Annotated in this window: 18 protein-coding genes; 15 read left to right on the forward strand and 3 right to left on the reverse strand. The window is 36.5% G+C overall.

Annotated features, from left to right (window positions below):
• The first annotated feature begins 80 nt into the window (after positions 1 to 80).
• From metG to G6Q10_RS09880, 11 genes are all read left to right on the forward strand, one after another.
• Positions 81 to 2,072, forward strand: a complete 1,992-nt coding sequence (metG, locus tag G6Q10_RS09830; protein ID WP_163655563.1) for a methionine--tRNA ligase — start codon at positions 81 to 83, stop codon at positions 2,070 to 2,072.
• 199 nt (positions 2,073 to 2,271) lie between these two features.
• Positions 2,272 to 3,039, forward strand: coding sequence for a TatD family hydrolase (locus tag G6Q10_RS09835; RefSeq protein WP_163655864.1), 768 nt, complete (start codon positions 2,272 to 2,274; stop codon positions 3,037 to 3,039).
• Positions 3,040 to 3,335: 296 nt separating this feature from the next.
• Positions 3,336 to 4,526, forward strand: coding sequence for a resuscitation-promoting factor (locus G6Q10_RS09840; protein WP_163655565.1), 1,191 nt, complete (start codon positions 3,336 to 3,338; stop codon positions 4,524 to 4,526).
• A 241-nt stretch (positions 4,527 to 4,767) separates the two neighbouring features.
• Positions 4,768 to 5,340, forward strand: coding sequence for a ribonuclease M5 (gene rnmV, locus G6Q10_RS09845; RefSeq protein ID WP_163655567.1), 573 nt, complete (start codon positions 4,768 to 4,770; stop codon positions 5,338 to 5,340).
• Complete coding sequence (rsmA, locus tag G6Q10_RS09850; protein ID WP_163655569.1) at positions 5,333 to 6,220, forward strand: 16S rRNA (adenine(1518)-N(6)/adenine(1519)-N(6))-dimethyltransferase RsmA; 888 nt, start codon at positions 5,333 to 5,335, stop codon at positions 6,218 to 6,220. The genes rnmV and rsmA overlap by 8 nt, the downstream gene beginning before the upstream one ends.
• 121 nt (positions 6,221 to 6,341) lie before the next feature.
• The gene (gene veg / locus G6Q10_RS09855; protein ID WP_163655571.1) at positions 6,342 to 6,599 is read left to right on the forward strand and encodes a biofilm formation stimulator Veg; all 258 of its coding nucleotides are present in this window, start codon (positions 6,342 to 6,344) and stop codon (positions 6,597 to 6,599) included.
• A 122-nt stretch (positions 6,600 to 6,721) separates the two neighbouring features.
• Positions 6,722 to 7,579 (forward strand): 4-(cytidine 5'-diphospho)-2-C-methyl-D-erythritol kinase, encoded by an 858-nt coding sequence (ispE, locus tag G6Q10_RS09860; RefSeq protein ID WP_163655573.1) that lies wholly within the window; start codon positions 6,722 to 6,724, stop codon positions 7,577 to 7,579.
• A gap of 270 nt (positions 7,580 to 7,849) precedes the next feature.
• A complete protein-coding gene (gene purR / locus G6Q10_RS09865) occupies positions 7,850 to 8,671 on the forward strand; it encodes a pur operon repressor (protein WP_163655575.1) in 822 nt (273 codons plus the stop codon).
• Between the two features lie 284 nt (positions 8,672 to 8,955).
• Positions 8,956 to 9,630, forward strand: coding sequence for an efflux RND transporter periplasmic adaptor subunit (locus tag G6Q10_RS09870; protein WP_163655577.1), 675 nt, complete (start codon positions 8,956 to 8,958; stop codon positions 9,628 to 9,630).
• A gap of 31 nt (positions 9,631 to 9,661) precedes the next feature.
• On the forward strand, positions 9,662 to 10,351 hold the full coding sequence (locus G6Q10_RS09875) for an ABC transporter ATP-binding protein (protein WP_163655579.1): 690 nt from the start codon (positions 9,662 to 9,664) through the stop codon (positions 10,349 to 10,351).
• The gene (locus G6Q10_RS09880) at positions 10,348 to 11,553 is read left to right on the forward strand and encodes an ABC transporter permease (RefSeq protein WP_163655581.1); all 1,206 of its coding nucleotides are present in this window, start codon (positions 10,348 to 10,350) and stop codon (positions 11,551 to 11,553) included. Before G6Q10_RS09875 ends, G6Q10_RS09880 begins: the two co-directional genes overlap by 4 nt.
• A 115-nt stretch (positions 11,554 to 11,668) precedes the next feature.
• Here G6Q10_RS09880 and G6Q10_RS09885 read toward each other — a convergent pair whose 3' ends face one another.
• Positions 11,669 to 13,336, reverse strand: a complete 1,668-nt coding sequence (locus G6Q10_RS09885; RefSeq protein ID WP_163655583.1) for an Ig-like domain-containing protein — start codon at positions 13,334 to 13,336, stop codon at positions 11,669 to 11,671.
• Positions 13,337 to 13,980: 644 nt separating this feature from the next.
• Between G6Q10_RS09885 and spoVG (G6Q10_RS09890) the strand changes: the two genes are divergently transcribed.
• The 4 genes from spoVG (G6Q10_RS09890) (at position 13,981) to G6Q10_RS09905 (ending at position 17,456) form a co-directional block, all read left to right on the forward strand.
• On the forward strand, positions 13,981 to 14,286 hold the full coding sequence (gene spoVG, locus G6Q10_RS09890) for a septation regulator SpoVG (protein WP_163655585.1): 306 nt from the start codon (positions 13,981 to 13,983) through the stop codon (positions 14,284 to 14,286).
• 132 nt (positions 14,287 to 14,418) lie between these two features.
• Positions 14,419 to 14,727: a septation regulator SpoVG gene (spoVG, locus tag G6Q10_RS09895; RefSeq protein ID WP_163655866.1), complete on the forward strand. Its 309-nt coding sequence runs from the start codon at positions 14,419 to 14,421 to the stop codon at positions 14,725 to 14,727.
• 354 nt (positions 14,728 to 15,081) lie between these two features.
• The gene (gene glmU, locus G6Q10_RS09900; protein ID WP_163655587.1) at positions 15,082 to 16,455 is read left to right on the forward strand and encodes a bifunctional UDP-N-acetylglucosamine diphosphorylase/glucosamine-1-phosphate N-acetyltransferase GlmU; all 1,374 of its coding nucleotides are present in this window, start codon (positions 15,082 to 15,084) and stop codon (positions 16,453 to 16,455) included.
• A 44-nt stretch (positions 16,456 to 16,499) separates the two neighbouring features.
• Entirely contained in the window at positions 16,500 to 17,456 is a 957-nt protein-coding gene (locus G6Q10_RS09905; RefSeq protein ID WP_163655589.1) for a ribose-phosphate diphosphokinase, read from the forward strand.
• 39 nt (positions 17,457 to 17,495) lie between these two features.
• Here the strand turns inward: G6Q10_RS09905 and G6Q10_RS09910 are convergent, their stop codons facing one another.
• Entirely contained in the window at positions 17,496 to 17,828 is a 333-nt protein-coding gene (locus G6Q10_RS09910; RefSeq protein WP_163655591.1) for a putative heavy metal-binding protein, read from the reverse strand.
• Positions 17,829 to 17,880: 52 nt separating this feature from the next.
• Entirely contained in the window at positions 17,881 to 19,272 is a 1,392-nt protein-coding gene (locus G6Q10_RS09915) for a branched-chain amino acid transporter BcaP (protein WP_163655593.1), read from the reverse strand.
• Positions 19,273 to 19,318: the final 46 nt, after the last annotated feature.

Below are 19,318 nucleotides of genomic sequence, written 5' to 3' on the forward strand. Positions count from 1 at the left end.
AAAATTGAACTTAATCTAGCCTTAGATATTTTATAGCTGTATAATAGAAAGTAGATGTAATTCAAGAGGAGGAAACTCAAGTGCAAGAAGAGAAAAAAACTTTTTACATAACCACCCCGATTTATTATCCGAGTGGGAAGGCGCATATTGGCCATGCATATACGACGATCGCAGGTGATGCAATGGCTCGTTATAAGCGTTTAAAGGGCTTTGATGTTTTTTATTTAACAGGAACGGATGAGCATGGTCAAAAAATCCAAGAAAAAGCAAAAGATCGCGGGATTTCTGAACAAGAATATGTTGACGAATTTGCCACTGGGTTTCAAAATTTATGGCAAAAACTCGAAATTTCTAATACTGATTTCATTCGTACAACAGAGAAGCGTCATAAAGAAGGCGTTACTAAAATATTTGAGCGTCTTGTTGAACAAGGCGATATCTATTTAGGAGAATACGAAGGTTGGTATTCTGTTTCTGATGAAGAGTATTTTACTGAGACACAGCTTGCTGAAGTTTACCGCGATGAAAACGGTAAAGTAATCGGCGGGAAAGCCCCGAGTGGCAATGAAGTGGAGCTGGTCAAAGAAGAATCTTATTTCTTTAAAATGAGTAAATATGCTGATCGCTTAGTCGAATATTATCGTTCTCATCCAGATTTTATTTTACCTGAATCACGCAAAAACGAAATGATCAAAAACTTTATCGAACCAGGCTTAGAAGATCTAGCTGTTTCAAGAACAACTTTTGACTGGGGAATTAAAGTACCTAGTAATCCAAAGCACGTTGTCTATGTGTGGATTGATGCTTTATCAAATTATATTACTGCACTAGGTTACGATACAGATCATGATGCAAACTTTAAAAAATACTGGCCAGCAGACGTGCACATTGTAGGAAAAGAAATTATTCGCTTCCATACCATTTATTGGCCGATTATCTTGATGGCACTGGATTTACCACTTCCAAAAATGATTTTTGGGCACGGCTGGATTTTAATGAAAGATGGTAAAATGTCTAAGTCAAAAGGTAATGTTGTTGATCCTTATATGCTGATTGATCGCTACGGGCTTGATTCACTTCGTTATTATTTATTGCGTGAAGTTCCATTTGGATCAGACGGTTTATTCACGCCAGAAGATTTTGTTGATCGTGTTAACTATGATTTGGCAAATGACCTTGGCAATTTATTAAACCGTACGATTGCAATGATTAACAAGTATTTTGCTGGAGAAATCCCTAATTATAAGGGAGCTGTTACACCATTTGATCAAGCATTAGTTGCTTTTAAAGATGATGTTGTGAAAGAATATGAAGAAAGCATGGAACATATGCGATTTTCTGTTGCACTTAGCAAAATTTGGACACTCGTCGCTAGAACAAATAAATATATTGATGAAACTGCACCATGGGCACTTGCTAAAGATGAGGATTCTAGGGACCAGCTTAAAAGCGTAATGGTGCATTTGGCTGAAAATTTACGTATTATTGCTGTTTTGCTTCAACCATTCTTAACACGTGCACCGAAAGAAATTTTTGTGCAGTTAGGTTTGCAAGAGGAAGCAAAAGCTTGGTCAAGCATTTATGGGTATGGCAAGATCCCTGCAGGAACTAAAGTTATTTCAAAAGGAACACCAATTTTTCCGCGCCTTGATGCGAAAGAAGAAGTTCATTATATTAGTGAACAAATGAAGCAATCAGCAGTAAGTGAAGTAGAAAAGAAAGCAGAAATAGAACCATATGAAACACCACAAATCGGCATTGAAGACTTTAACAAGCTTGATTTACGTGTTGCTGAAGTAAAGCAAGTAGAAAAAGTAAAAAAAGCTGATAAATTACTTTGTTTTAAGCTTGACCTTGGTGAAGGCAAGCTACGTCAAGTGTTATCTGGTATCGCCGAATTTTACACGCCAGAAGAACTCCTTGGTAAAAAAGTGATTGTTGTAGCTAACTTAGAACCAGTAAAACTACGTGGTTTGATGAGTGAAGGCATGATCCTTTCAGGTGAGGAATCTGGAAAACTTCGTATAATTGAAGCAAGTAAAGAATTACCTAATGGCGCAAAAATAAAATAAAAAAGAAGCGAGTTTTGGCTCGCTGTCTTCTTAGATGCTATTATTTTGAATAGGACAAATCGAGCGACAGCGATTTGGATTTACAAGCTTTGATAGAAACCAGCGAGTATAGGCTGGAAATTTATCACCTCTTGTAAATGCGAGCGCTTGTCGCCGATTTATTTTAAAGAAGAAATATGGATAAATTGGAGGGATGAAGATGCTGTTTGATACACATGTACATTTAAATGATTTGGCATTTAATAAAGATATAGAAGAAGTCATTAAGAGAGCAAAGGAAAATGATGTAACAAAAATGGCTGTTGTCGGTTTTGATAAAGCAACGATTGAACGCGCATTAGAATTGGCCCAAATTTACCCATTTATTTACTTGATTGTTGGTTGGCATCCAACTGAAGCCATTCATTTTACAGATGATATTTTAGCGTGGCTACGAGATTTAGCAAAAGATCCGAAAGTTGTCGCGCTTGGTGAGATGGGACTTGACTATCATTGGGATACGTCACCAAAAGAAGTGCAGTTTGAAGTTTTTCGTAAACAAATTCGCTTGGCGCGTGAAGTAAACTTGCCAATAGTCATTCATAATCGGGAAGCAACAGATGACATTGTTCGCATTTTACAAGAAGAACATGCTGAAGAAGTAGGTGGAATCATGCACTGCTTTGGAGAGGCAATCGAAGTGATGCAAAAATGCCTAGATCTAAACTTCTACATTTCTTTTGGCGGCACAGTAACTTTTAAAAATGCGAAGCTACCAAAAATAGCTGCCGAAGCTGTACCTCTTGAAAAGATGCTAATTGAAACAGATGCCCCATATTTAGCACCTCACCCAAAACGAGGAAAAAGAAATGAACCTGCTTATGTCAAACTAGTTGCTGAAAAAATTGCTGAATTGAAAAATATGAAATATGAGGAAATCGCTACTTACACAACGAATAACGCTGAAAAATTATTTCGGATAAAATAAAATTGTAATTTATTTGTAACAAATAGACTTCTCTGTAACTTAATCTTAAGCTAAAGCGATAAGCAAAAATGTGAATTCTTGGAAAAGCTATACCTATCGCCTACGACCAGAGATGTAGTTCTTTGAAATATATTTGTCATATTTTCGTTTGAACAATAAAATGTAAAAAAGATAAATGCCTTTATACCAATAAAAATGCTCTTTATTGTGAAAAAAGAGGCGTATTTTTCCTGCAAAATTGACAGTTCTTTAGCCCCCTGTATATAATCACTAGCGAACAGGAAGGGGAGAAACACATGACCACGGAACAAAGCAGTAACACAAGCCGAATTTCAAAATGGACCATTCCATTTTTGATCATAGGGTTTGTTATTGTCATCGCATTCGTTTTTTATTTCGTTTTTGAAGGAACTAAAAATGATATTACTATCGTGAATGCCGGAGCAAAAATGGAGTCAAGAACACACGCAGCGACAGTTGGTGAAGCGTTAAAAGAATCAGACATTAAAGTGAGAGAACATGACCAAGTATCTCCTGTGAAAAGTACACCTATTAAAGATGGCATGAAAATAAATTACATACCAGCAAATTCTGTGACAATTATGGACACTGGTAAAAAGATGCAAATTTGGAGTACGAAAAAAACAGTTAAAGAAGTACTTAAAGATAAAAATATTAAATTAAGCCCACATGATGTACTAAATGTTGGGCTTAGCGATAAAGTCAAAAATGGGCTACAAATTGATATTACACGTGCCATTCAACTTTCTTTAGAAAATGGCAATAAAAAAGAAAATGTATGGACAACAAAAAAGACGGTAGGCGACTTACTTTCAGAAAAGAAGATTCATTTAACTAAAGATGATCGCATTTCCCCTACTAAAAACGTCAGATTAACAAAAAACATGAACGTTCAAGTAATATACGTTGATAAAAAAACGGAAACTAAAACAGAAACAGTAGCCTTTGACACAATTTACCGAAATGATGCAAATCTTGAAAAAGGTAATGAAAAAGTGATTTCCAAAGGAGAAGCAGGGAAAAGAAAAGTTACTTATGAGAAAGTAATTGAAAATGGAAAGCAAGTAAAAAACAATCGCATCTCAGACGAACTAATGACTAAGCCTAAAAATAAAATCGTTGCTCGCGGAACAAAAACGACTCAAACAAATTATTCAGTGCAACCAGTTTCTTCGGAAGCTAGTGTAAATGGTGAGCGTTCGTTTGTAGTTGAAGCAACTGCTTATTCTGGAGGTGGAATAACAGCAACAGGCATTAACCTAAGTGCTAATCCAGGAGCAAAAGTTATTTCTGTTGATCCTAGAGTCATTCCATTAGGCTCTAGAGTATTTGTTGAAGGCTATGGTGAGGCCATCGCTGGAGATACAGGTGGCGCGATTAAAGGAAATATTATCGATGTTTACTTCCCAAATGAATCAAGTTGCTATTCATGGGGGCGACGTTCGGTAAAGATCACGATTTTATAAATAAATCCTATCAAAAAGAGTCTTTTACATCATGCAATGCAGCTATATTTTTTAAGAAGCTTGCCAGAATTCGGAAGTGGAGCGTACGATTGTATGTGAGAACCGGAAGTCTGGCAAGCTTCTTAAGTGTGAATGCTTGTCATCGATTTATTTTGTTTATGTTCCAGACTTTTTTCGATGATGGTTAAATTAGCTGTCGTGTGTTATGATAATAATACTTATTTTGTAAAGGACGAAACAGATGGAAAAACCAGTAATTGAACAAATCATCGTCGTTGAAGGGCGCGATGATACAACCGCAATCCGGCGTGCAGTCATTGCTGATACGATTGAGACAAATGGTTCTGCAGTAAATAAAGAAACCATCGAAAAAGTACGGTTAGCCGTCCAAAAGCGCGGTGTTATTATTTTAACTGATCCTGATTTTCCAGGAGAAAAAATCCGCAAAACGGTTGACCAAGCTGTTCCTTTCTGTAGCCATGCTTTTATTAGTAAAAAAGACGCTTTGCCTGAGCGAGGAAAAGGACTTGGTGTTGAACATGCTTCAGTCGAAGTAATTCGCGAAGCTTTACGTAATTTCCATAGTACAAAACGAACTGAAACCACGCAAAGCATCCCACAACGAGCTTTAATTGAATATGGCTTACTTGGTGGTACCCATGCAAAAACTCGCCGTATGAAGCTTGGAGAGTTGCTTAAAATCGGTTATGCAAACGGCAAACAACTATCTGCCCGTTTAAAAGCATTCCAGATTTCTGATTCCGCTTTTAAAGAAGCCATTGAAAAAGTGATTCAGGAGGAAAAACATGACTAAAGATATTGCAACACCTATTCGCACAACTGAAATTTTAAAAAAATATAATTTTCTCTTCAAAAAAAGCTTAGGCCAAAATTTCTTAATTGATCGCAATATTTTAAGAAGAATCACTGAAACAGCAGGGTTAACCAAAGAAATGAATGTTATTGAAATTGGCCCGGGCATTGGTGCACTAACGGAACAACTGGCTAAAGTATCCAAACAAGTTATCGCGTTTGAAATTGATCAACGCTTGCTTCCGATTCTTTCGGATACATTGTATGATTACGACAATGTAGCTATTGTGCATGCTGATATTTTAAAAACAGATATCATGCAAGTAATGGCTGAGCACTTTGAAGATACAACAGCACCGCTTAAAGTCGTTGCCAATTTACCTTATTATGTCACAACACCTATTATTTTACAGCTTTTGCATGCTCATTTGCCAATAGATACCATGACATTCATGCTGCAAAAAGAAGTGGCTGATCGAATAAGTGCAATACCAGGAACAAAAAGCTACGGCAGCTTATCGATTGCTATCCAATTTTACATGAAAGCAGAGTTGGCCTTTATTGTACCGAAAACAGTATTTATGCCCCAACCAAATGTCGATTCTGCGGTTATTCATTTGACGAAAAGAAAAACCCCTGCAGCAGAGGTGAACAGTGAATCGTTTTTCTTTGAAGTCACACGCTCAGCTTTTGCACAACGTCGTAAAACATTATGGAACAATTTAGCAGTAAGATTTCCTGAAATAAAAAAACAAAAAGATAAAATAACGTCAGAACTTGCTGCTATTGGGATTGATCTTACAAGGCGTGGAGAGACATTATCCATCCAAGAATTTGCTTTATTAAGTAACTTTTTAGGTAAATTTTGTGAACAAATTTAAAAAGATTAAAAAAAGAAGCACTTAGTTATTGACATTTGGTTACTATTCTTGTTAAAATATTGCTTTTCTTGATTTTTTCAAAAATTTATGCTATACTTATGCAATAGTGAGGTGGAATTAAATGCCAAAAACCATTGCAAGCATTAAACAAAGCTTAGATTCTAGGCTAGGAAAAGAGTTAACGTTAAAAGCAAACGGTGGCCGCAAGAAAACAATTGAACGTTGCGGTGTATTAGCAGAAACATATCCATCCGTTTTCATTGTTGAGCTAAATCAGGATGAAAACAGCTTTGAGAGAGTATCATATAGTTATATCGATATTTTAACAGATGTTGTAAAGCTTGAATTTGTTGATGATAAGAAAGAATTAGCTTTATAAGCATTTGAATTAGCCGGATCTCTTTTGGGATCCGGTTTTTACTTTTTTTAGTCGAATTATGAACATAGTATATGATAAAATAAACAAAAAGATTTTGAATAGGATGCACGGAGGCAAAAATAATGAAAATGAATATAAAAGCTCCTGCTAAGATCAATTTATCGCTTGATGTGTTACATAAACGCGATGATGGCTATCACGAAGTTGAAATGGTGATGACCACAATTGATCTTTCTGATAGGTTACAATTAGAATTATTACCAACTAACGAAATTATTTTAGATGTGAAGGCGCATTTTATTCCTGATGATCGGCGAAATCTAATGTATCAAGCTGCTTTATTATTAAAGGAGAAGTTCCAGATAAATGAAGGCGTCCGAATTAGCATTGATAAACATATTCCCGTTTCCGCAGGCCTTGCTGGAGGGAGCAGTGATGCCGCAGCTACTTTGAAAGGGTTAAATCAATTATGGCGGTTAAATTTATCACTTGCAGAACTTGCAGAACTTAGCGCTGCTATCGGTTCTGATATTGCTTTTTGTCTATACGGTGGAACAGCACTTGCGACAGGTCGGGGTGAAATTATCCATCCACTAAAAAAAATGCCAAGTTGTTGGATTGTTTTGGCCAAACCTACAATCAGTGTATCAACACAATCGGTTTATAAAGAACTGCGCTTAAATCAAATGAAGCACCCCGATACACAGCGAATGCTTGCCGCGATTGAAACCAGTGACTTGCAAGGGATTTGCCAAGCCACCGGGAACGTTTTAGAAACGGTAACGCTTGAAAAAAATGCTCAAGTAAAACAACTGAAGGAAAAAATGCTCGAATTTGGTGCAGATACAGCAATGATGAGCGGAAGCGGCCCAACTGTGTTTGCGATCATTAAGCAATATTCACGGGCTAAGCGCGTGTATAACGGATTAAAAGGTTTTTGTGAAGAGGTTTATATGGTGCGACCGTGGAGCGAAGAATAGATAGAGAAGGCGAGTCAGGGATAGATTTAAAAAGTAGAGCATGCCGAACACGACAAATCGACCGTTTGCCGCCAATTTATTTGGTTCACGTCCCAGCCTCTTTAATATCAGAAAGTAATGGTCTCTTTACACACATTGAGTTTCTAACGAAGCCTGAAATAAAACATGAAAAAGTTGTATCTTCCTATAAAACGTTCTATAATAAAGAAAATGCGTACAAAATGAACTTTTTTCATTTGAATATACGGAAAAAGTCGAGGGAGAGAGATTATGAAAATTCGTCGCAGTGAGCGTTTAATTGATATGACGCGTTTTTTATTATCACATCCACGTAAGCTAGTGCCGCTTACGATGTTTGCTGAGCGCTATAGTTCTGCTAAATCTTCTATTAGCGAGGATTTAGTTATCATCAAAAAGACATTTGAAGATCGTGGTGTAGGAACCCTTGAGACAATTCCTGGCGCAGCTGGTGGTGTACGATATATTTCAAAAGCAGACCATGCGGATGCACTGGATTTTATTCATACACTTTGTAACAGGATTGCAGAACCAGAACGGCTTTTACCAGGGGGCTATTTATATCTTTCGGATTTGCTTGGGGAACCAGCAACACTAAAATTAATTGGAAAAGTTTTAGCGACGCAATTTAATGATAAGCCAATTGATGCGATCATGACTGTTGCGACAAAAGGGATCCCAATTGCTCAGGCTGTAGCAGAATATTTAAGTGTTCCTTTTGTCATTGTAAGACGCGATAGCAAAGTTACAGAAGGCTCAACTGTAAGCATCAATTATGTATCAGGTTCAACTAAACGAATCGAAAAAATGGAGTTATCTAAGCGCAGTTTAGCAGAAGGATCAAATGTTGTGATTGTGGATGACTTTATGAAAGCTGGCGGCACAATTAATGGCATGAAAAACTTACTTGAAGAATTTAATGCAAACTTGGTGGGCATTGGCGTTTTAGTCGAGTCGGAAAATGCAGAAGAAAAACTTGTGGACGATTATGTTTCCCTTGTAAAAATAAAAAATGTCAATGTAAAAGAAAGACGCATCGAAGTTGTAGAAGGGAATTACTTTTCCTCCATTTAAAAAAATAGCTTGAAGTTTCCTAATGTGCGCAGAAACTTTGAGCTTTTTTAAGAAACCCCTGCAATTTTACAAATTGTCAAATCAGTAAAATCTTTTGAAGGGCGATCTTCAATAAGAATAAACAGAAATTTCTTTCAATTATACGAATATTTCAGAAAAAAAGTAACTTTTTAGCCCGGAAAAGATAACAATCAGTCTCAAGGGGTAGGTAAAATAACTCGTTGTGTGTTAAAATAAATTGTGCTATAAAAAAGTTAGGGTTTTTATTACAGAGGAGGAAAGTCATGAAGAAGTGGTTAAAATGGTTGATAGGAATTGTTATTGTTGTGGTGATCGTAGGAGTAGTCATCGCATTTCTATCAAAAGGTAGCGAAGGAAATACAGCTGGTCAAAATAAAAATATTACAGCAAAAGTAAAACAAGGTGAAATGAAAATTAACGCAACAGGAACAGGAGCTATTGGCCCTAAAAATACACAAGTTCCAAATTATGATAGACTAGAACTTAAAGTTCAAATGGATGAGCTAGATATTCCTAATATTAAAGTAGATCAAGAAGTTAATATTTCTGTCACAGCACTTCCAGATAGAACATATAAAGGAAAAGTAAAAGAAATTGCTGATCAAGGACAAGTACAAAATGGTGTAGCAACATTCTCAGTAACCATTAGTTTGGATAAAACAGATAAACTTAAAGCTGGAATGACAGCTGATGCTTCTATTCTAGTCAATAAAAAGGCAAACGCACTATATGTTCCAATTGAAGCTGTACAAAAAGATAATGATAAATATTATGTCATGGTACCAGAAGTAAAAGACGGTAAAGAAACGAAAAAGAAAATTTTTGTCGAAACAGGTTTGCATAACGAAGACAATATCGAAATTACAAAAGGCTTGAAAAAAGGAGATACAGTCATCCTCCCTTCTAAAAAGACAAACACAGCTACGGCAGGATTTTAAGACATGAGGGTTAGAAGGAGGGATTATAAGTATGGCAAAACCGTTAATTGACATGAAAAATATTACAAAGAGTTACACTCTTGGGGGAGAAACATTTAAAGCGCTAGATGATGTTTCGCTTTCTGTAAAGCAAGGCGAGTTTCTTTCGATTGTCGGCCCAAGTGGCTCGGGGAAATCAACATTGATGAATATGATCGGGTGCCTAGATGTACCGGATTCAGGCAGCTATGAATTAGATGGCGTTAATGTTTTTAAACTGAATGATGATCGTTTATCTGAAATTCGCAATAAAAAAATCGGTTTTATTTTTCAACAATTTAATTTACTAGCAAAGTTATCCGCACTAGAAAATGTTGAATTACCTTTGATTTATGCAGGTATGGGTGCTACAAAACGTGAGGAAGTTGCACTGCAAAGCTTAGACATGGTAGGTCTTGCCAGTAAAAAGAAAAATCTACCAACACAACTATCTGGTGGACAACAGCAGCGTGTGGCTATTGCTAGAGCACTTTCAGCAAGCCCTTCTATTTTGCTTGCTGATGAACCAACAGGAGCCTTAGATTCTAAAACAGGGCAAGAAGTAATGGGGATTTTAAAAAGGCTTAATGCTGCTGGAAATACGATTGTCATGATCACGCATGATCTTGATATTGCCGCTTATGGCACAAGAAGTATCCGCATCCAAGATGGCAAACTTTATCAAGAGGGGGGCCGCAAATGAGTGTTCTTCAAAGTATGAAAATGGCATTCAAACAGTTACGTGCAAGTAAGTTACGTTCCTTTTTGACAATGCTTGGAATTATCATTGGTGTTGCATCAGTTATTTTGCTTGTATCACTTGGAAACGGCCTTTCTGCAAAAGTTAATGGACAGATGGGAGATTTAGGCTCCAATTTAGTAACTGTAGTGAATAGCTCCACCAATCCAAACGATAAATTCACTTATGATGAGGTTATGAAATATCGTAATATAGATGGCGTTAAAAGCGTTTCACCAGAGCTTTCTGGACAAGCTAACGCTGCTTATGGCTATAAATCACTTTCCAAAAAAATCGTTGGGACAAATGAAGAGTACCAGGCAGCTCGTAAACTTGATCTTAATAAAGGACGTTTCTTGTTACCAGTTGATGTAGAATACGGACAAAAGGTAGCAGTCATCGGTTCTACGGTAGCTAAAGATTTATTTGGTTTTTCAAATCCAATTGGTGAAACAGTCCGCTTAAATGGTTTACCATATAAAGTTGTTGGCGTTCTAAAGGAAAAAGGCGACTCAATGATGGGATCAAGCGATGACGAAATTTTCATCCCAATTATTTCAGCACAGCGGTTGCTAAAAAATACAGGAATCCAAAGTATTTATATTGAAACTAAAACAGCTGATGAAGTGGATTTTGTTGTTAATACTTTAGAATCGCGTCTTGCTATTAAATTTGATGATGGTAAGAAAACGACAGATTCAAAAGATGATCCAACAACTCCTAAGTATCGAGTGATTAATCAGCAAGAGCTTCTAACCGCCTTTAATACCATTAGTGCAACGCTTACCTCAGCACTTGGAGCTATTGCAGCGATTTCCCTTATTGTAGGTGGAATTGGTATTATGAATATTATGCTTGTATCGGTAAGTGAACGAACACGCGAAATTGGTATTCGAAAAGCACTCGGAGCCAAAAAACGAGCCATTTTAATGCAGTTTCTAATCGAGTCGGTTGTGATTAGTGTTGTTGGCGGAATCATTGGTATTCTTATAGGTGCCGGTGGAGCAAGCTTAGTGAGTAACTTAGCTGATATGCCTTCTGGTATAAATGTGGGAATTGTCATCTTTTCTTTCGTTTTCTCACTTTGTATTGGAGTCATCTTCGGTATTGCACCAGCTAACAAAGCTTCTAAATTACGTCCAATTGATGCTTTACGCTCGGAATAAAAACAAAAAAACTGTAAACAAAATATATTTGTTTACAGTTTTTTTAATTGCATAAAAAGATAAAACGAGCGATTAGTAAGCAAGAAAAACGCTTATCAATCGCTCGTTTATTAGTTTAAAATCCTGCTGAAATTGAGTTTACTACGGTAACAGCCTTACCTTTTTTTACATCAATCTTTGCTGTGCGAGATTCGTTACCTGCTTTGTCAGTAGCAGTTACTAAAAGCTGGGTTTTTAATTCTTGGTTTCCAATAGCGATGCTGAAATTCCCATTATCATCTGCATAGCTAGTTGCAAGGGTTTGACCATTTTTTGTCTTAATTGTTATTTTTGCATTTTTTTCAGCTTTACCAGTAAGGTTAGTATCTATTGTTGTGAACTTGTTTAATTTAGGTGCCGGTGGAGCAATAGAATCTTTTACCGTCACCGTTACTGGTTCAGTTTTGTAAATCCCTTTTTGAATTGTAACACTTACTTTAGAATCAGCTGCAATTGAAAGCGTTGGAATAAAAACGGCATTTATAACGGGTACAGTACCTTTATATTCTTTAACCAGTTTCCCTGCAGGGTTTGTAACTGAGACATGGTAAGTTGTATTTTTTTCTGCACCAAATGTGATAAGGTGAGAGCGATTGCTGATGTCAGCAACTTTTGGTAAAGCTGGTTCTGGATGTTCAACATTGTATAAAAATGATGTTACTTTATCTTCGTAACGCTGTGGTGCAGATCGGAATGATTTTGCATGTGCAGCAGTTCGAACAAGTAATTTTTCCGTATAACCTGGTGATGCCTTGTATAGTTTGTCCATAGAACGAGGGGAAATAAACCAGTCAACGCCTCCATGAACGAAAAGTTTAGGAACAGTCGATGCTTTTACACTTTCTAGCGGTGTTACTTCGTATAAATCAAAACCGAGTATAGGTTTGATTTTAAGTTCATTTAAAAGATTAATCAGTTTGTCTTCTTCATCATTCCAATTAAATTGGTTAAGATAAGGAATGTATTTGAAAAATCTTGTTAATAAATGGAGTGTGTCTTTTAATTGTTCAGATAAAGAAGCATAACCACAATCTGCAATATACGCTGTTACATTTTCATGAGGGGTCTGTTGGGAAAGCATTGTTGCAGCTGCTCCCATTGAAACGCCGTATAGCAGGATTTCTTGATCAGGTTTTAAAGCTGTTTCTTGATCAATCCATTTGTTTAAATCGTCTTTTTCATAATAACCAAAAGTAATATACTCTCCTCCACTTCGGTTATGCGATCTTGTGTCAGGAAGAAGGACGTTGTAGCCTAATTTGGAAAACATTTCAGCCTCTCCCAAAAGAGCAGTTGCAGCTGCACGATAACCACTGTGAAGGATGACAGTCTTAGAAGATTGGTTATCAATGTAGGTTGCGATTAGCTTAATATCTTTTTTTGTTGGTATGTCATATACGGTTAATTCCCTTTGTGACTTATTCTTTAAATTATCATACCATTCTTTATTTTGCGCATCTTTTTTTGCTGGTTGTTCTGAATCGTCCACGTCTTTAAATAAAGAATTGTTTCTTGCAAAGCCGAAATCAAAAGCTACATTTACAATCGCTTTTTCCCAGTCTTTTGCTGTTAATGTCCCTCTTGTTTTAGGTAATTGCTTGTTGAGTTCGGATTGAATTTCCGTAACAATTTTTTGATCTTGAGCTGACAACTTGGGTGTGTTGTTTTCTTGAGCTGAAACTACAGGTGCAAATGAAGCTAGCATTAAATTGAAAAACATGACACAGATAAATATTTTTTTCATATGAAACTCCCTTTTTTAATTTTTTTTAACCCCCCATTAAATCTTACTATATTCAGCCACTTATTTTTGTGACAATATAGAGAATTTTTTCATATATTTTTGGAAAAAATGTACGAATTTTATGTATTGACAATTCGATTTGACTCTATAAAAAAATTTATCACACTAAATGTGTGATAATGACATTTGTAATAATTTAGACGATAAATGTTAGATCATACATATAAGCATGATTTTTCGCTACTTTGACGTGTTATTCGGTGTAAGATCTGTGAGAGAAGCAATCAATTTAATGATAAATGAAAATAAAATATGACCAGACGTTTTATTCCAAGTGAAATAGGGAAAATAAAATTAGACAATGTCCATGTTTAAAGGCGCTTGAGCCGTTTTATTAAGAATACGAGCAAAATCCTTGTATACGAGTAAATAGACAAAGTGCTTCGTTAATAATGTTCAATCTATAAAAAATTGGATAAATTGAGTTCACAAAGTTGTCAAATTTATTTTTTTTTATTATGATGGAACTAAGGAAAAAATAATGGCTCTAAAATGGAGGTCCTTTTAATTTTCTGATCATGGATAATGTTGCATGTCTTCTGAGTGAATAAAAGCAGCGCAACTAGAATAAGGTGGTGAAGGAAATGGAAATTACAGATGTGAGATTACGACGTGTTGAGACAGATGGAAGAATGAAAGCAATTTCTTCGATCACGATTTGTGGAGGGTTTGTTGTCCATGATGTTCGTGTTATCGCCGGCGATAATGGCTTTTTTATAGCAATGCCAAGTAAACGTACACCAGATGGTGAGTTTCGTGATATTGCACACCCAATTGATTCGGAAACACGTGCGAAAATCCAAAAAGCTGTCCTAGATGCTTATGAAGCAGCTGAGCAGGAAGCTAAAGAAGAAGGATCTTCTACAAGTGAAGATGATGTAGAAGAATAAAAATTAAGGCCCCTTTAATTTGAGAAGCAGCTATGAGGCAACAAAATAGAGAGGTTACTTAAAACCGTTGCGGATATTAGAGCTATTCTTTTTGGAAAAGGGTAAATGGGATAAGGAGTGACAAAAATGGAAATAGAAGTAACTGATGTAAGATTACGTAGAGTAGAAACTGATGGCAGAATGAGAGCAATTGCTTCCATTACATTGTGGGGGGTATTTGTAATACATGATATTCGTGTTATTGATGGGAACAATGGTTTGTTCGTAGCAATGCCTTCAAAACGTGGTGTTGATGGCGAATTTCGTGATATAGCTCACCCAATTAATTCTGAAACACGCGCGAAAATTCAAGAAGCTGTTCTTGCTGAGTACGAACGTGTTGGCGAAGAAGAAGCAAACGAAGAAACTAAAGTGGAATCAGAAGCTATTTCTGCTGATTAATATAGAAGTTGTCTTTGGTAACTTGAAATAAGGATGTGCTGAATAAGAAAGATCTATTCAGCACATTTTTTGTTTTTTCAACTATTGTTTTTCTTTTTGAGAATATGCTATAATTTAAAAATAGGATATTATATGTGGGGGAGCGTAAAAATGGTTGCCATTGAGGATGTCTATACCGAAAAATCCAATAACGGACAAGGTGCATCCTTTTTTTCAAAGAGCACTGTTTTTAGTGTTCTTATTCCTGCTATTACGCTCTTTATCTAACTATTTAGGTAAAGTTTTTTTATGTAAATAAATCGATGAAAAAGCCACTTACAGTGAATTTATTACAAATAGGAGGGTTACCATACCATGACAAATCAATATGCTGTTGTTCTTGCAGCTGGCCAAGGTACTCGCATGAAATCAAAATTATATAAGGTGTTACATCCTGTTTGTGGAAAGCCAATGGTTGAACATGTGGTTGAGCAAATTGAATCACTAAATATGAATGAAATTATTACAATTGTGGGCCACGGTGCTGAAAAAGTAAAGGAGCGCTTGGTAGATCGCAGTAAGTTTGTTATGCAAGAAGAACAGCTTGGAACTGCGCATGCTGTTCTTCAAGCGAAATCACTTCTTGAAAATAAAGAAGGAGTGACGCTTGTTATTTGTGGAGATACACCGCTTATTCAAGATACTACAATAGAAGCCCTAATGAAATATCACCATGAAAAGCGTGCGAAAGCAACTATTCTAACAACAACAATAGAAGACCCTACTGGTTATGGCCGTATCATTCGCGATGACCTTGGCATTGTTGGGAAAATTGTCGAGGAAAAAGATGCAAGCGAACAAGAGAAGCGGGTAACAGAAATTAATACAGGCACGTACTGTTTTGATAATCAGGTATTGTTTGACGCCCTTTCAAAAGTTTCAAATGATAATGCGCAAGGTGAATATTATTTGCCGGATGTTATCAAAATTTTAAAAGACGCAGATGAAGTGGTGGCTGCTTATCGGATTGACGATTTTGAAGAATCATTGGGTGTTAATGATCGCATAGCTCTTGCAGAAGCTGGAAAAATTATGCGCAAGCGAATTAATGAAAAACACATGCGTGCGGGTGTTACCTTAGCTAACCCTGAAAGCATATATATTGATGCTGGCGTAGTGATTGGTCAAGATACTGTTATTGAATCAAATGTTACATTACGTGGTAAAACAACGATTGGTGAAGATTGCATCATCACAAGCGGAACAGATTGTACAAATGCTGAGATTGGTGATCGTGTGTGGATACGTACTTCTGAAATTGAAGATAGCAAAGTAGGAAATGACGTGCAAATTGGTCCTTATGCTCATCTGCGTCCCGAATCAGATATTCATGATCACGTTAAAATTGGCAATTATGTAGAAACGAAAAAAGCAGTTGTTGGTGAAGGAACTAAATTACCGCATTTTATCTATATGGGCGATGCTGAGATTGGGAAAAATGTTAATGTTGGTTGTGGCTCCATTTCTGTAAATTATGATGGCAAAAATAAACATAAAACCATTATCGGGGACAATGTATTTATTGGTTGCAATTCTAACTTGATTGCTCCGGTAACGATCCATAGCAATACATACGTTGCTGCCGGTTCAACAATAACAGAAGATGTACCGGAAGAAGCACTTGCTATTGCACGTACTCGTCAGACGAACAAAGAAGGTTATATGTCTAAGATGAATTTTGTTAAGTAATATATAGGGTATCTAATTTATATAAAAAAATGTGGAGGCTGATTATGTCAAACGATTATTTTGATCCAAAGTTGAAAATTTTTTCACTTAATTCGAATCGAGCGCTCGCCGAAGAGATTGCTAAAGAAGTAGGAATTGAATTAGGAAGATCTAGTGTTACTCATTTTAGTGATGGTGAAATCCAAATTAACATTGAAGAGAGTATTCGTGGCTGTCATGTCTACGTTATTCAATCAACTAGCTATCCAGTGAACCAAAATATGATGGAACTTTTGATCATGATAGATGCGTTAAAACGAGCTTCTGCTGCAACCATTAATATTGTTATGCCATATTATGGTTATGCTCGGCAAGATCGGAAAGCGAGAAGCCGTGAACCGATCACAGCAAAACTAGTGGCAAATCTAATCGAGACTGCTGGAGCAACGCGTATGATTACGCTTGATATGCATGCCCCACAAATTCAAGGTTTTTTTGACATTCCAATCGATCATTTAAATGCGGTACGCTTATTAAGTAATTATTTTGGAGAACGCCATTTAGATGGAGATTTAGTCGTTGTTTCTCCTGATCACGGGGGTGTAACACGTGCCCGCAAGATGGCTGATCGCTTAAAAGCTCCTATCGCAATCATTGATAAGCGTCGCCCGCGCCCTAATGTGGCTGAAGTAATGAATATCGTTGGTAATGTTGAAGGAAAAGTCTGTATCTTGATTGATGATATTATTGATACTGCTGGTACAATTACGCTTGCTGCGAATGCTTTAATGGAAAATGGCGCAACAAAAGTTTATGCTTGTTGTACACACCCAGTTCTTTCAGGACCAGCAATGGAACGTATCAACGAGTCTCCTATTGAAAAGCTTGTTGTAACGAATTCAATCTCACTGCCAAAGGATAAATGGATTGATAAAATGGAACAGCTTTCTGTGGCGTCACTTCTTGGTGAAGCTATTGTCCGTGTGCATGAAAATGCCTCAGTTAGTTCGCTTTTTGAATAAAAAATGGAGCAGCGTATATTCGCTGCTCCATTTTTTTATTTAATAATCAAGAACTTCAATAATTACAGCTGTTCCTGATGCAGTAACCATAAGCATGCCGTTATCAGCACCAAGCACTTCATAATCTATATCCACGCCAATAATTGCATTTGCACCAAGTTTTTTAGCGCGCTCTTCCATTTCAAAAATAGCGTCTTCCCGAGCTTTTATTAGCTCATTCTCATAACCGCCAGAGCGTCCGCCGAAGAAATTCCGCAAACCAGCTCCGATGTCTTTCATGAAGTTAACACCTGTAATTACTTCTCCAAAAACGATTTGTTTATACTCGATGATTTGTTTTCCTTCAATATTTGGTGATGTTGTTGTAATCATTAGTATTCCTCCTCACAATTCCATTTTACTGTGATTTTTAAATCGTGGCAACTTATTTTTCATTTTGTAATACTGAATGGCGTCTACCATACAATAGATAAATAATGATTCCAATAACAAACCAAATGATGAACGATAGCCATGTTAGTCCAGGTAAATTAATCATTAAATAAACACATAAGATAAATGAAATCGCAGGTATAACAGGGTAGAATGGTGTTTTAAATCCAGCTGTAGGCAATTCTTTGTTGTTTCGTAAAAAGAAAATACCAAGTGATACCATTGCAAATGCGAAAAGTGTTCCAATATTGATTAATGCCGCCAGATCATTTAGAGGAATAAGTCCTGCAATGATCCCCATAATAAACGCAAAAATAAGCGTATTTTTAACAGGTGTATTTTTTTCATTTACTTTAGCGAATGTTTTAGGAAGTAGTCCATCGCGACCCATTGCAAAGATTAAACGAGTCCCCCCATAAGACATAACCAATATAACAGTCGTCATCCCAACAATAGCACCAAGCGAAAGGAAACCTGCTACCCAGTTTAAATTAACATATTGAAGAGCAAACGCAACAGGTGCACTAATTCCTACAAGCTGTTTGTAAGAAACCATTCCTGTTAATACTGCGGATAACAAAATGTACAGGAAAGTACAAATCGCAAGGGATGAAATGATTCCAATAGGCATATTTTTTTGCGGATTAATCACCTCTTCAGAAGCCGTAGAAACTGCGTCAAAACCAATATAAGCAAAGAAAACTAATGATGCGCCTGTAATGACACCGTTAAAACCAAATGGTAAAAATGGTGTCCAATTATCCGGTTTGACATAAAAAACACCTACAACGATAAATAAGATCACGACGGCCATTTTAATTAGCACCATAATATTATTTATCCGAGTTGATTCACGAATACCAATGCTTAAGAGTATTCCGATAATTATAACGATTAAGAAAGCTAATAAATCAAAATAAGTTCCATTACTCGGATTAAATGAACTGGAGATTACTTTTGGAAATTCAATATGAAAGCCAGTTAATAAACTTTTGACATATGATGACCAACCACTAGCAATAGCAGCAACAGCAAGGCCATATTCAAGTAAAAGGGACCAGCCTAAAATCCAGGCAATACCTTCGCCGAATACATGATAGCTATATGTATATGCGCTACCAGCAACAGGTAATTTAGAGGCGAACTCTGAGTAACACAAGGCTGCCAAACAACATGCCAGTCCTGCAATAATAAACGAAATCATAATACCGGGGCCAGCTGTTTTTGATGCGACTTCTCCTGGGAGAATGAAAATCCCGCCGCCAACTACTGCTCCAACTCCTAACATTGTTAAATCAAAAGCTTTAAGCGATTTATTAAGATGTACTTGATGATTGCTTTGTTGCACAAATATTTTACGCTTAAAAAAAGATCTTTGACGCACATATATCCCTCTTTCCTATTTAAGAATTCATCTTATAATAACACAT

The sequence above is a fragment of the Listeria sp. PSOL-1 genome, from assembly GCF_902806445.1.
Taxonomy (GTDB): domain Bacteria; phylum Bacillota; class Bacilli; order Lactobacillales; family Listeriaceae; genus Listeria.